At 26.9% G+C, this 14,077-nt stretch carries 14 protein-coding genes; 6 read left to right on the top strand and 8 right to left on the bottom strand.

What is annotated here, in order from left to right:
• Positions 1-326 precede the first annotated feature (326 nt).
• Positions 327-1,478 carry a GNAT family N-acetyltransferase gene (locus KHQ81_01010; GenBank protein ID QVK18327.1) on the bottom strand — a complete coding sequence of 384 codons (1,152 nt, stop codon included), beginning with the start codon at positions 1,476-1,478 and terminating at the stop codon, positions 327-329.
• Positions 1,479-1,587: 109 nt separating this feature from the next.
• A complete protein-coding gene (locus tag KHQ81_01005; GenBank protein QVK18326.1) occupies positions 1,588-2,259 on the bottom strand; it encodes a haloacid dehalogenase-like hydrolase in 672 nt (223 codons plus the stop codon).
• Between the two features lie 152 nt (positions 2,260-2,411).
• Here KHQ81_01005 and KHQ81_01000 point away from each other — a divergent pair, with 152 nt between their 5' ends.
• The 3 genes from KHQ81_01000 (at position 2,412) to KHQ81_00990 (ending at position 5,034) form a co-directional block, all read left to right on the top strand.
• Entirely contained in the window at positions 2,412-2,918 is a 507-nt protein-coding gene (locus KHQ81_01000) for a hypothetical protein (GenBank protein QVK18325.1), read from the top strand.
• Between the two features lie 564 nt (positions 2,919-3,482).
• On the top strand, positions 3,483-3,923 hold the full coding sequence (locus KHQ81_00995; protein QVK18324.1) for a YaiI/YqxD family protein: 441 nt from the start codon (positions 3,483-3,485) through the stop codon (positions 3,921-3,923).
• A gap of 82 nt (positions 3,924-4,005) precedes the next feature.
• On the top strand, positions 4,006-5,034 hold the full coding sequence (locus tag KHQ81_00990; protein QVK19515.1) for a DUF2804 domain-containing protein: 1,029 nt from the start codon (positions 4,006-4,008) through the stop codon (positions 5,032-5,034).
• A 93-nt stretch (positions 5,035-5,127) separates the two neighbouring features.
• On the opposite strand, the gene arsB is transcribed toward KHQ81_00990, so the two are convergent.
• From arsB to KHQ81_00975, 3 genes are read right to left on the bottom strand one after another with little or no spacing between them, the layout of a single operon-like run.
• Positions 5,128-6,177 (bottom strand): ACR3 family arsenite efflux transporter, encoded by a 1,050-nt coding sequence (arsB, locus tag KHQ81_00985; protein QVK18323.1) that lies wholly within the window; start codon positions 6,175-6,177, stop codon positions 5,128-5,130.
• Between the two features lie 2 nt (positions 6,178-6,179).
• A complete protein-coding gene (locus tag KHQ81_00980; protein QVK18322.1) occupies positions 6,180-6,578 on the bottom strand; it encodes an arsenate reductase ArsC in 399 nt (132 codons plus the stop codon).
• A 9-nt stretch (positions 6,579-6,587) separates the two neighbouring features.
• Entirely contained in the window at positions 6,588-6,917 is a 330-nt protein-coding gene (locus KHQ81_00975) for a winged helix-turn-helix transcriptional regulator (GenBank protein QVK18321.1), read from the bottom strand.
• 244 nt (positions 6,918-7,161) lie between these two features.
• Here KHQ81_00975 and KHQ81_00970 point away from each other — a divergent pair, with 244 nt between their 5' ends.
• From KHQ81_00970 to KHQ81_00960, 3 genes are all read left to right on the top strand, one after another.
• Positions 7,162-7,353, top strand: a complete 192-nt coding sequence (locus KHQ81_00970) for a hypothetical protein (protein QVK18320.1) — start codon at positions 7,162-7,164, stop codon at positions 7,351-7,353.
• A gap of 180 nt (positions 7,354-7,533) precedes the next feature.
• A complete protein-coding gene (locus KHQ81_00965; GenBank protein ID QVK18319.1) occupies positions 7,534-8,352 on the top strand; it encodes a purine-nucleoside phosphorylase in 819 nt (272 codons plus the stop codon).
• A 136-nt stretch (positions 8,353-8,488) separates the two neighbouring features.
• Positions 8,489-8,956, top strand: coding sequence for a LysM peptidoglycan-binding domain-containing protein (locus tag KHQ81_00960; protein QVK18318.1), 468 nt, complete (start codon positions 8,489-8,491; stop codon positions 8,954-8,956).
• Between the two features lie 155 nt (positions 8,957-9,111).
• On the opposite strand, the gene KHQ81_00955 is transcribed toward KHQ81_00960, so the two are convergent.
• The 3 genes from KHQ81_00955 to KHQ81_00945 all read right to left on the bottom strand — a co-directional run bounded on the left by KHQ81_00955 (position 9,112) and on the right by KHQ81_00945 (position 13,834).
• Positions 9,112-9,891, bottom strand: a complete 780-nt coding sequence (locus tag KHQ81_00955; protein QVK18317.1) for an AAC(3) family N-acetyltransferase — start codon at positions 9,889-9,891, stop codon at positions 9,112-9,114.
• A gap of 83 nt (positions 9,892-9,974) precedes the next feature.
• Positions 9,975-11,486: a hypothetical protein gene (locus tag KHQ81_00950; protein QVK18316.1), complete on the bottom strand. Its 1,512-nt coding sequence runs from the start codon at positions 11,484-11,486 to the stop codon at positions 9,975-9,977.
• A gap of 92 nt (positions 11,487-11,578) precedes the next feature.
• Positions 11,579-13,834, bottom strand: coding sequence for a hypothetical protein (locus KHQ81_00945; GenBank protein ID QVK18315.1), 2,256 nt, complete (start codon positions 13,832-13,834; stop codon positions 11,579-11,581).
• Between the last annotated feature and the right edge of the window lie 243 nt (positions 13,835-14,077).

Below are 14,077 nucleotides of genomic sequence, written 5' to 3'. Positions count from 1 at the left end.
TAAATACCTTAAAAACTAGACTTACCCTCTTGAATCTTAATGAAAATATCTTTTATTTTTTATTATTGAAACCTTTAATTTCCAGAATCCAAACAAGGTAATGATTCAACTCATTACCTTTACCTAGTATAATATATATCTATTTTTAATTGTCATTCTAGTAAATAACTGTTAGTTTTACATCACCTTGGTAGTGCTAGTTGTAACTTTTATACTTACCGTAAAATGTTCTAGACAATAATACATATATGGTATATACTTTTTAAAAAAATCCTCATCAAAGACCATGCTTAACAATATCGTAACACAAATTTGAAAAAAGTTTTTTAAAAGTAAATATCAGTGTTATTATATGCCACTGCTCCTTCTATGTTTCTAAACGAATTTGAAAATTTAAACTCATATTTCAACATACTCGCGTCATAGCTAAACCCAAAATGATTTTGTCCCCTTTTTTTAATTCTTTTCAGATTTAATATTAAACCCCATATTATTATACATATAAAAACAATAATGATTATAAATATTATATTTGTAAAAATTTTGAAATTATTATTACTAATTGATGTTATTAATGCAATACCAAATACAAATATTAACAAAGTTGAAATAAAAATCGGAGTGATATATGACAGTTTATACCTGAAAAAATAGTTTCTAATTTTTTTATAATAATTTCTTCCATACAATTCAAAATCCTCAGGAAGATAAAAAGCACCATCTTTATTTTTATTTAGGTTTACTATTTGTTCCACTGAATCTAAATTTATTTCTCCATAGACACAAGGATATTGTATATTATCATTATCAAAACTTTTCCACTTCACATGAGATTTTAGTTTATTTGAATTAATTACTAAAAGGACATATTTTTCATTTGAATTGTTATATTGTTTCAAATTTTTTAATACTAAATCATTAATTGTACACTTTATAAATTGATCCGCTATAAATGAATTGGTTTTATAACTACCTTCTACTTTAGCTTTTTCAAAATCAATTTCTGTTGCAATATGCAAGAAATATTCTTTATTCTTTAATAACACAACAAGGTTTCCCTCGTTTTTGATCATAGGATCTTCAAATCCTATATTAAGCCAAAAATGATATGATTCACTCTTATTAATTACAGCTAACCTATCAGTATTTAAATAAACACTTACTTGATCAACTAAATTTCTAGCGATACCTTTATTTCTATATTCAGGCTTTATATAGATGTGGACAAGTATTCTATGGTTTTTAAACAATACAGAACTATAATAACTACAAAATCCAATTACTTCTTGATTGAAAATAACTAGTATCATTAATGTGTTCCAAGCTTTTATATCATCTAAAAAATCCTTAGTAAATGTGTCACAAAACTCCTTATCAACTTTATATGTTTCTATTGCATATTCATAAATTAATTCTCTAACATTATCTTTATAATCTTCAGTATCACCACTAAATTTAAAGTAACTTAACCCCTTCATTCTACTTCACCTTCTACATAAATAAATTACAACTAATTCCACTTTATAAATAATTTTATTACTTAATGAGTTATAACACTAAAAATTCTTAATTAGAACATGAAAACTATCATATTGTTCTCCATTTTGAATTTTTAGCAATTTCAGATAATTCTTGATCTGGATTTACGACAACTGGGTTACCAACAAGATTTAATAAATCAATATCCCTAATACTATCTGAATAAGCATAACTATTATCCCAATCGATATCTCCATCAGGAAAAGTTTCCTTTATTAGAAATGCTTTTTCGTCCCCATTTATTACTTTCATACCTTTGTTATGGTCATAAATTCCATCTTGGGTATAACATATCTCTGTTCCTAAAATAGTATCAACATTAAGATTCTTTGCGATATAATTAAGTAATGGTAAGTATGCACCAGAAATAATTACCGTATGAAAACCATTCTTTTGTGCATTTTTTAACTCATTCACGACTTGTTCATTTAACATATCTATTATATTATCGCCAACTCTAGTAAAAAATTCCTCTATATTATCTTTACTTAGTCCCATAAACAAATTATTAAATCCATTTACAGCGATTAGTCTTAATCGTTCATTTGTTTTCTTATTACCAATTCCTAATTTGTATACAACATAAGCTGGAAGTAGAGATATATAGATACGTATTACCTTAAATCTAGAGTATTTAAGTTTATACCATTGTTTCATTAAATATGGTATTGTATCCTTTGGAAATAGCGTTCTATCAAAGTCAAATACAGCTATCTTCATTTTCATCGCTCCTTTACATTATATTTTACCATATATTTCTTCTAAATAAACAAGAATCTTTTATATATATAATTATTTATTATTAATTGAACAATTACTACTATAAAGCATATATTAGATAGAATAATAATATATAAACAGGAGGACATTTAATGACGAAATTTAATTCTTTTATTGGTAAAGTAACAAATATTAGCAATTTTAGAACGGGAATAGAAAATACTGAAGGATGTTATAAATTTATAACGCTTCAAGATAATAATGGAAATATTGTAAACTTCATTATGACTCCATATACATTTCTAGTAGATTATGAAACTATTTCAGTGGGAGATATTGTAGAAGGTTTTTATGATGCAATGGCACCAGCTGTCATGATCTATCCACCACAATATGAAGCGATTGTAATGACAAAAGTTAAACCTAATCGAAATGTTAAAGTTGACTATTTTGATGAACAACTAGTTAGTAGTGATGGTACATTACGATTAAACATTGCTCCTAATACCAAAATAACAATGCAAAACGGACAAAACTTTACAAATAGTATTACAAACAAAAACTTGGTTGTGGTATATGGTCCTAGCACCAAAAGTATACCTGCTCAAACGACACCGTACGAAATTGTAGTATTATGTAGGAATAATCAATTTAATTAAGTAATTATAGATCACCTAGTTCAAATTAACCAATACTAAACAGTAAGGTTATATTGATTTAAACTTTATTCAATTAAAAAACGAAAGAATTTTATCTCTTTCGTTTTTAATATTAAATCATCTTATCTAAAAAATCTCGAACCCGTGGATGGCTAGGTTTTTCAAATATTTTTTCAGGTGTTCCTTCTTCTAAAATTTCTCCCTCATTCATAAAAACAATTCTATTAGAAACCTCTATAGCAAACGCCATTAGTATGTGGATAACTTATTTTAAAATGATGATGGTCACTGTCCATAAGAACACCTCCTTGGGTAATATGGATTTTTTAAATCAATTTGACGTACAATAAAAACATTATTCTTTACTTTGGTAAAGTTGTAAAGTAAAAAAAATAATATTGGTATCCTACACAAAGCACTTCAAAACAATCAATTGTTCTTTTACCTATTAATTAAATTAGAATATATTTTTAATTATCTACAAAATTCAGCGTAAGGCCATATATAAAAAATCTGTTTTGTATGGTATATTTAATATAAATATTATATTAAAGAGGTAAATAAATGAAAATACTAGTGGATGCGGATAGTTGCCCTGTAAAAGAAATTATCATTAAAGTTGCAAAAACTTATAATATTGATGTCATTTTGTTTTTCGATACTAGTCATATATTTAATGATACTTATGCTAAAGTTATCATGGTTGATAAAGGAAAGGATAGTGTTGATTATGAATTAATTAAATATATCAACAAAAATGATATCGTTATTACCCAAGATTATGGTGTTGCCTGTATGTCTTTAAGTAAACATGCCTATGCGATAAGTCCAGATGGATTAATATATACAACTCATAATATTGATACATTACTTCTAAGAAGATATCTATCAGCCAAAGAAAGGAAAGCAAATAAACGAGTTTCTGGTCCGAAGAAACGCAATCGTGAAAATGATATTAATTTTGAAAAAAGTCTTTTATCAATAATTAATAAAAGAGTAAAATAAATTTTTATAACTAACTTGAGTAAAAAATAAGTTATGACTAAAGAACAGTTGTATGATATACTATTTTTAGGGAGGGATAAGTATACAAAATTTTGTTAATAAAAAAAATAAGTTGTTAAATGATCAAGGTAACTTAACTTTACCTGGTTATTCTACTAGTCTTGTCTTTAACTATAATCGTAATGACATTAAAGTCAGTAAACTAAAGATTAAGGAATGGGATTATTATTATATAGGGAATAGTCAATTTGGGGTTGCATTGACTATAGCTGATAATGGATATATGGGACTTATAAGTGCATCACTCCTTGATTTTAAATCAAAGTGGCAGAATACTACATCCATTATGACTATACTACCTATGGGGAAAACTAATTTACCTAAAACAAGTGAAATTGGTGATGTAAGTTTTAAAAACAAACGTGTATCTATAGCTTTTAAAAATAACGGTATTGAAAGACATTTACATTGTAAAATGAAAAAGTTTTATCAAGATAAAGAACTAAATGTAAATATCATTCTAAAGGATTTTCCACAGGAAAGTATGGTAATTGCTACACCATTTGATAAACCAAAACACTTCTACTACAATCAAAAGATAAACTGTATGAAAGCAGAAGGAATTGCTAAGATAGGAGATAAAACATACTCATTTAATACGGATGACTCTTATGGGACATTAGATTGGGGTCGTGGTGTATGGACTTATAAAAACACATGGTATTGGGGATCACTTTCAACAAATATTAATGGTGAACCCTTTGGATTTAATATTGGATATGGCTTTGGTGATACAAGTTCTGCAACTGAAAATATGATTTTCTATAAAGGTAAAGCTCATAAATTAAATAATATTGTGTTTAATATTCCCAAAAAACAAGGTAAAGATGATTTTTTAAGTCCATGGACATTTACAGCTGATGATAATCGGTTAAATATGACATTTGAACCTATTCTAAATCGAAAAGCAATTACTAATTTAGGTCTTCTTTGTTCAAAACAGAATCAAGTATTTGGTTACTTTAGTGGGAAAGCAATCCTTGATGATAATACAGAAATAACAATTGATAAGAAATTAGGATTTGCTGAAAAAGTATTTAATAAATGGTAAATAAATTAGGCTATCTACATATTAACTGTAGATAGCCTTTTGTTTTGATAAAATAAATAATAAACGTTTTTAATATAATTACAAATGTTTAACTTATGAATTTTTAGGAAACCAATGTATCGTTTTATTTGCGATTTTAACAAGTGTTAACATGACAGGTACTTCTACTAACACACCTACTGTAGTAGCAAGTGCCACAGGTGAAGTTGCTCCAAAGATTGAAATTGCTACTGCAACTGATAATTCAAAAAAATTAGATGCACCGATCATGCCAGCAGGTGCTGCAATATTGTGAGGTAACTTCGCTTTCTTACTTGCTAAATATGCAATAAAGAAGATTAAAAATGTTTGTATAATAAGCGGAACTGCGATTAAAACAATATGTAGTGGATTATTAATGATTACATCTCCTTGAAATAAGAAAATGATGATTAATGTTAATAGTAAACCAATTATAGTAACATGATTAAATTTAGGAATAAATTTATTTTGGAAATAATCTAAACCTTTACTTTTAATTACTAATATTCGCGTTAGAATACCAGCTATAAGAGGGATTACTACAAATAATACAACAGATAAGATTAACGTTTCCCATGGTACTATAACATTAGTCACTCCTAACAAAAATTTGACAATTGGGACAAATGCAATCAAGATTATTAAATCATTGGTAGCAACCTGAACAACTGTATAGGCAGGATTACCTTTTGTTAAATGACTCCAAACAAAGACCATTGCTGTACAAGGCGCTGCTCCTAGTAATACTGCCCCTGACAAATAATCTGTCGCTAAATCATGACTAATAAATCCACTAAAGATAACATAGAAAAACAATGCAGAAATACCAAACATAGTAAAGGGTTTAATTAACCAATTTGTGACCCATGTTATATATAGACCTTTTGGACTTTTCTTAATATTTTTAACACTTTGAAAATCCACTTTCATCATCATGGGATAAATCATTAACCAAATTAAAATAGCGATTGGAATTGAGACATGAGCATATTCAAACTGTGCTAAGAAATTAGGTATTATAGTGATATATCTACCGATTAAAACACCTACAATCATACACAATAAAACCCAAAGGGTTAAATATTTTTCAAAAAAACCAATGCCCTGTTTTCTATTTTCCATTATTATAATTCACCCTTATTAATTCTTTCAATTAATTCAACAACTTTACTTTTAATTATATCTCTAGTTTCTCTAAACCTTTCAATTGGTCCTCCAGAAGGATCTATTAATCCCCAATCTTCTCTATGTTTACATGGGACAAATGGGCATTCAACGCCACACCCCATCGTAATTAATATATCGATATCATTTGGAATATCAGAGAGTAATTTAGTATGATAATTTGACATATTAACTCCTGCTTCTTCCATTACCTTAACAGCTAATGGTTTAACCTCAGGATAATTCTCTGTTCCTGCTGAATAAGCTTCTATCACTTCTTTACCTAATTGATTTGCCCAACCTTCAGCCATTTGTGAACGACATGAATTATGAATACATACAAATGCTACTTTTTTCATTTTGTCCTCCTATACTTTACAATTCTGTTTTTCATTCAATGAATTAATTAATACACAATACTCTTTATTTTTTAATACTTTATCTTTAATAAAGTTTATTAAATGGTAATTTTTCTTAATAAATTCTTCACTTAAACAATAGTATACCCATTGTGCTTCTTTTCGTGTATTAACAATATTAAGTTTTTTAAATTTCATCATATGTTTTGAAACGTTTGCTTGTTTCATATTTAAGAATTTTTCTAAATCACAAATACACAATTCTACAAATAATAATAGTGTAAATATTTTGAATCTATTTTCATCAGATAATAATTTGAAAATTTCTACTTCGTTCATAACAACCTCCTATATTACTGCTTGGTAATGCTCTACATCATTATATTACCCAATTGGAATATACGTTGTCAATAGATTTGCAAAAATAGTTTATCCACTTTTTAACAATTATTATCATTTATTCACTTGAAATTAAATTATTCGAAGTATATAATAGATATTTTGTGGTCAGTTGGGATTACATATGATATAATACAGGGTGACGATTATAGAAATCCCTAAATATATTAGGAGGTTAGTTGTTATGATTGATTATAGTAGTGGGCAAGTTATAATCTTTATTTTATTTCCAATACTGATGTATTTATTTATTAAATTAACATTGTATTTTAAAAAAAATCAATTTAAAGCATTATTTTGGTTCTTAATTTGGTTTATGTCTATAATAAATATCATTTTTATTTTAATTATGATACATGAAATTATCTTATATTAATAACTAGTATTTATATCTAATAAAGATATACCGATGAAAATCAAGTATATCTTTTTTTGTTTTGTCAAAAAATCATAACAATTATTAAACACCTAAACAAAGAATGTTTAAAAATATAAAATAATGCTATAATATATATTATTAAATATATGATATTATTAAATTTACGGAGGTAAAAATATGCATAATATTGGTCAAATCTTAAAAGCTAAAGAATTCATTTCTAGTAAAACAACACACAAACCAACCATTGGATTGATATTAGGATCTGGATTAGGTAATTTAGCAGATGAAATAACCGATTCAATTGTCATTCCTTATAGTGATACTCCTTATTTCGCTAAATCAGCTGCGATTGGGCATGCTAATGAACTTGTGATTGGTAAGTTTAAAGATAAAACTGTTATCGCAATGAAAGGACGATTTCATTATTACGAAGGCTATTCATTAGATGAGGTGTCATTTCCAGTTCGAGTTATGAAAGAACTAGGTGTTTCCCATTTAATAATCACTAATTCATGTGGAGCTGTAAATACAGATTTCAAACCTGGGGATTTAATGTTAATCTCTGATCATATAAACTTGGTTGGAACAAATCCATTGATTGGAAAAAATAATGATTATTTAGGACCAAGATTTCCTGATTTATCTAATGTCTACGATAAAGATTTAAGACAACTTGTTCAGAATATAGCAAAAGAGGAACATATTCCGATTCAACAAGGTGTTTATGCTTGGTGGAGTGGTCCTACGTATGAAACTCCAGCTGAAATACGAATGATAAGAGTATTGGGTGCCGATGCAGTTGGTATGTCAACTGTCCCAGAAGCTATAGTAGCTACTCATGCTGGATTAAAAGTCATTGGAATATCTTGTTTAACTAATATGGCTTGTGGTATTTTAGATAAACCATTATGTCATGATGAAGTAATAGAAGTAGCTAATATGGTAAAAAGTAAATTTACTCAGTTAATACAATCAATTATAAGAAAATTATAACATCTAACATCAAAAAACAATTTATGTATTTTTATAAGATTTTGTTGTTATTAAATTAAAGGGTTCCTCCTCAAATGCCTAAGCAAAAATAAACTAAAATCATAAGATAATATATAAGAAATTAAGGGGGGAATCTATGTATAACAATCAGCGGTATAATCAAAACCAAGCTGAAGAATATGTTGTAATGTCAGGAGATAATTTATATCAAATCGCTCAAAAATATAATATAACACCCAATGATATTATTACATACAATAATTTAGATTCAACAACTATCTATCCAGGTCAGGTTTTACTCATTCCTACTCAAGCACCTAACGGTATGCAACTTTTTCCATATACTACAAAGAAAAATGATAGTTTTAATAGCATTGCACAAACTTATGGTGTAACACCCGAAATGATTAAATCTTATAATGATTTTAATTCATTATTATTAGCTCCTAATCAAAATATAAATATTCCATTAGCTAAAACATACACTATTCAACAAGGTGATACATTAGATACAATATTAAAAAAGTTTAATTTAAATTTAAAAAGTTTAATCGAACTAAATCCACAATTCTTAGAAGCAGGTCAGGTAATTAATATTAGATAATCATAAAAATCAGCGAAAGAGTTGCTCGCTGATTTTTTTACCTAATATAATAAATGCTTTTTATTTAAAATTCCATTTGAGTTGTTCTTGTTTTAATTCTATTCCATTACATTATCTCAATTTATTCACATAAGTATATTTAATATGATACTCTTTTATCGATTTTTTTCAAGCCATAATTTCCCAAAATCAATCAAACTTACCAAAGGGAACAAAAAGCAGTCTGCATTACCTACTTTTCCATATTTATAGTTATTGTTTTTCAATATATAGTTATCAATTAAATCTGGAAAATAATCACTGTTATTATCAACATCTGTATACTCAATCCATTGCTCCCTATTATCCTTTAAAACCTTTGCTTGCCATTTTTTTCCTGGATTATATAATTTTTTAACACTATACTCTGATAAATGTAAAGCTGTTACAGCATCTTTAGGTGATCCTAAAAGTAAGACTTTTCCATTCAGTTTATATATCTTACCAAGTGGCGAATCTTCACCCATAGCATAATCAAAATTGTGATTTTCAACTACTTCTTTAGCGAATTTTCCCCAAGATGCAAAGGATAAGTGCGGATGATTGCTTCTAAAAACCCCATCTTGTTTTCTAAATACTTCAGTAAGAAATCCATTAACTTTATCTACAGGCGTTAAATCCTTATGAAATATTGGCATATTTTCTTTGATTATACCTAATTCTTCTTTTGTGACATTTTCATCATCAGGAAGACATAAATTTTCAGTAAATGTAGGCATTACCAAAGTTCCTTGTTCTGATATTATCTCTTCTAAAGCTAAGATAATAGATACGGGACCCCCTACAACATTACCTATATTTTTTAGTGAAGAATGTACAATTAAAACATCATTAGGACATACCCCAAGTTGCTTTAAATCATGCTTTATCGTATTTTTTGTTATTAGAGCCTTCATAATATACACTCCTTTTATCTCACTACTTGATGTGTATTACCACTTAAACTACATCTGTTCTATGATTATAAGTTATATTCAATTTACTCTGAAGGAACACTACTACCTAGAGTATCCGATTCATTAGTAATATCCTTATTAAGATTAATTTCACGATAATAGAAGATGACAAATACTATCCAAAATAAAAATATAACTACATTTGATATTGAAACGATAACTATACTCATATTGAATCCAGGTAAGTTCATTAAATTATTAACTATCCCCATATTAGTATTTTGATGAGTGGTTATAGAAAAAATTAAGTTAGCAAGTAATGTAATAACAAAACTAACACAAGCTATCTTCATTACTCGTGGTTTAATATAAGTGTGATAACGCCAAACCAATATCCCTATAAAGCCTGTGTAGAATAAGAATAGTATAAGTTGAATGTAAAGGTATTTATATGGGCTATCTAATGATGAATAATTCATATATCTTAGGCGAATATAAAGAAATGTAATAATAGAAACTAACAATGAATGACAATAGAGAATGAAAAGAGTTATTAATGGAGTCAATGTAAGTTTCTTTTTACTAAAGAAAACAAGAATTGTTATCCATATATAAATAATCATCTCAAAAAATAAGATCATCATACATGGATCAATTAGAAGTTTATTCAAGGTATAAAAAATGCTATGTGTATAAGAAGAATGTTTTTTTAGTAATTGTATCAATAGATAGATAATAACACCAAATCTTAATGTGATAGCACCAGTAGCGATTGCGATAATTCCATATTTACTTAAACTATTATTTAAATATCTTTGGTTATCAGTAAAAATAGATGATTTATCAGGTTCTATAGATATATCCTCATCCTCATTAATAAATATATTATGAAAATAAACATATTTATTTATCCATAGTATCCAGATAATAGATAGTGGTATCGAAATTAATATTGAAATAATACTTTCTAATTCAAAATAGAAAAACAGTTGATCATTAGAAAAATTGATGAACTTAAACTCAGCAACTGGTATTATGATATTAGTGATTACATATATTGCTGAAGTTACTATACCAATTTCTTTTAATACTAATAATGTTGCAATTGAATATTTTTTTGAATAGCTTCTAACAAGAACGATTAAAAATATTATTATATAAAGATACCAAACTAAGTCAGTCAATTGGAAGAATAAACGCTTAAATCCCATCATCTTAAAAGATGTTTCAAAATGGAAATGTAAAAAATTAGAGATTTTTATTATAAATGAAAATACATTAACCAGCAACATAACTTTAAACAGACTATGTAAAAATGTTGATGAAGCTTCCTTTTGTTTATTTAGATTCATTTTAATAAGTCCCCATAAAATCACAAGAACTAGTGATAATGCAATATAAAATATTGATGAACTTGGATCTATAGAAATCCATCTATGTGAACTTTCATCATTCTCAACTTTTAGAATATAAATAACTTTTAATATTAAGATGACAATACTAGATAGTGGCAATAAAAATGTTCCTAATAATAAGAACCAAATATTTTTTTCTAAACTCATTGATAATATTTTTTGATAAGATTTGTTTAACATATAATATCCCCCTCATATAAATTTTTTAATAAATTCATAAATTATTAATTTACATCATGTATTTGTTCACTAGCAACTTATTTATCTTACATCTAACTAATTATACGTTTTCTAACTTGTATAGAATAATCTCCAACATCATGAATAGATGCCACTAAATAATAAACACCTGGTTCTAATTGAAAATCACATCCCTCTCCAATTAAATTACCCTTTTCATCAAATATACTATGACTATATAGTTTATTTTCATTTAATTCAATTCTATATAAACCACTTTCAGAAACTGTAAACTTAAATGCATCTTTATCATCAACACCGTAGGAATAAGCATAAAATTTCTCACCTATTGGAATTTCAGTAGCATATAAATCAAAAGTATTTGAATGGTCATCAATAATATCAGTAAAAATTATTTCTTCCTTTTCTATTTCACGATTCGTAATATTATACTCAACAGAAACTTCAACTTTATAGGCAACATTACCTTCTCCCTTAGACATATTGTATGTAAAATCATCAGATGTGAATAGCACATTATGTAATAATTCATTTGTTTCATAGTCATATACTGACAGTATATAGTTGATTACATCAAAACCATTTAAACTTCTGTCTATGTCAAAATCATAAGCAACAGAATTCTTCCCAGTATTTTTATAAACTACAACTTCTGAAGAGTCAACAAAGATATTAGTTAGATCATCAATCAAGTCATACCATCTTATTGGATAACTGTAATTTAAATCAACATCAATTCCATCTTCAATTACTTCACCATCTTTGTTTATTAAAGTGAAATTACTTGAATTAACAATTAGTGCGCCATCAGGTAAAACTGTATAAATAATCGCAGAGGCTCCCCCACTTGTCTTTCCACCAAATACTATACCTAACCCTTGATCTTTAACAATTGATGTAAATAAATTAGCAGCACTAAAGGTTGCAGGAGATGTGTAAACATAGAAATTTTTATCTAAAAAAACATTGTTAGTTGTATCATAATATTCAATAATTTTCCCACCTGTTGCTGGATTTATATATGATACAGGTATCTTCTCATCTGTCATATAACTAAGTAATTCAACAACACCAATTAAATTACCACCTGGATTACACCTTACATCAATAATAATATCATCATATTTTTTTGCTTCTTCCATCGCTGGTTTTAAAAGATCTTTAGTGTCTAGTGTAAATTGATTTACTTCAATAACAAATATATTTTCATAAGATCTATAAGATATCTCAGATTCTCTCAAATAACATTGGTTGTTTTTGTAAGCTGTTATGTATTTTGATAGTTTATTACTTTTAGGCTTTATTGGTGTGTAATCTTCACCCAAATATCCCGCTGAAATTAATGAAGTATGTAAATCATTTTGCTTAATGATAAATCTTTCAAGTTCATTGAATAACTCATTAAAAGAATCTTTTTCTTCAAAGTCATAATCATCTAAAACAGTTCTATAGGTTTCAATATTTTTATAGTCTTTTAAACCATAAAAGTAATCAAAATATAGTGCTAAATAATTCTTCGTATAAAGACTTATATCAGAAACATTTTTACTGTTATCTATCTCAAAAGCGTCAAATAACTCATTTAAATCAGAAAAGTCATCTATTATATAAATATAATCATTCATTTCATATACATTAATAGTTGCTCCTGTGAAAAACAAATTTGCAAGGTATAAAGGGATATAATATCCATCTTCAAAAAGAACGATATCCATATTATATAATGCTAAGTTAATCTCAACTGAAGGATCATCATCAAATACTTCTATATCAGAAATAATTAAATCAGTTTCATATTGAGATAACATAGGAACATTTAAATTTGAGACCATATCAAAGTCATTATATGAGATGACTTCATTTTCAGCATCTATCGTCATTTCATAGGTATAAGTTATATCATAATTTGGTTGAAGTTCACTTGGAATATCGAAAGTATATGAAATTGTCATAATCTCATTTTTAGATATGTTTAAATCAACAATTCCACCATCCATAAACTTAATGAACTCAGAAATATTAACATATGAAACAGCTAAATCATCTTTATGTGTATATGTTGCTAATTTCTTAGCCTTAATAACATATTCAGAAGCAATATCAATAGCAGTCAATTCTTTAGATTTTGAAATTAATTTTGTTTCCACAATCTCAGTTTCTGTTGTTGTAACTTCTGTAGTTGTATCATCTACCTTTGTGTCTTCAGTAGTCACATCTACTACCTTTGTTTCTTCAGTATTAGTTTTATAAATCAAACTACACCCTGAAAGTAAAAAAATAAATACTACCAATACTATTCGACCTAAACTTCTCACACTATTTTTCAAAATATTTTCCCACCTTGTAAATTATTAAAATATAATATCATGAATATTGTTAAAATTATTATCTTATGCACAGAAAAGTCCTTGATTTCATTAGAAAGTCAACGACTTTTATAAATCTACTTTATATTTAAATATATTATCGTTTTTTGATTAGCTGATAGGATATCATCACTGATCAGTATTTTTGTTAAATATTAAACAAAAAATCAATATAATATACTTCTAAAATTGTTTTGTACTTTT

The sequence above is a fragment of the Mycoplasmatota bacterium genome (assembly GCA_018394295.1).
In the GTDB taxonomy this organism is placed as follows: Bacteria; Bacillota_I; Bacilli_A; order Haloplasmatales; family Haloplasmataceae; genus JAENYC01.
The sequence above is the reverse complement of the archived record's forward strand: the minus strand, read 5'-3'. Positions and strand labels throughout refer to the sequence as shown.

Bases quoted from the DNA above. Each gene is read 5' to 3' on its own strand.
- KHQ81_01010 (QVK18327.1), bottom strand. From the start codon at position 1,478: ATGAAGGGGTTAAGTTACTTTAAATTTAGTGGTGATACTGAAGATTAT.
- KHQ81_01005 (QVK18326.1), bottom strand. From the start codon at position 2,259: ATGAAGATAGCTGTATTTGACTTTGATAGAACGCTATTTCCAAAGGAT.
- KHQ81_01000 (QVK18325.1), top strand. From the start codon at position 2,412: ATGACGAAATTTAATTCTTTTATTGGTAAAGTAACAAATATTAGCAAT.
- KHQ81_00995 (QVK18324.1), top strand. From the start codon at position 3,483: ATGAAAATACTAGTGGATGCGGATAGTTGCCCTGTAAAAGAAATTATC.
- arsB (QVK18323.1), bottom strand. From the start codon at position 6,177: ATGGAAAATAGAAAACAGGGCATTGGTTTTTTTGAAAAATATTTAACC.
- KHQ81_00980 (QVK18322.1), bottom strand. From the start codon at position 6,578: ATGAAAAAAGTAGCATTTGTATGTATTCATAATTCATGTCGTTCACAA.
- KHQ81_00975 (QVK18321.1), bottom strand. From the start codon at position 6,917: ATGAACGAAGTAGAAATTTTCAAATTATTATCTGATGAAAATAGATTC.
- KHQ81_00970 (QVK18320.1), top strand. From the start codon at position 7,162: ATGATTGATTATAGTAGTGGGCAAGTTATAATCTTTATTTTATTTCCA.
- KHQ81_00965 (QVK18319.1), top strand. From the start codon at position 7,534: ATGCATAATATTGGTCAAATCTTAAAAGCTAAAGAATTCATTTCTAGT.
- KHQ81_00960 (QVK18318.1), top strand. From the start codon at position 8,489: ATGTATAACAATCAGCGGTATAATCAAAACCAAGCTGAAGAATATGTT.
- KHQ81_00955 (QVK18317.1), bottom strand. From the start codon at position 9,891: ATGAAGGCTCTAATAACAAAAAATACGATAAAGCATGATTTAAAGCAA.
- KHQ81_00950 (QVK18316.1), bottom strand. From the start codon at position 11,486: ATGTTAAACAAATCTTATCAAAAAATATTATCAATGAGTTTAGAAAAA.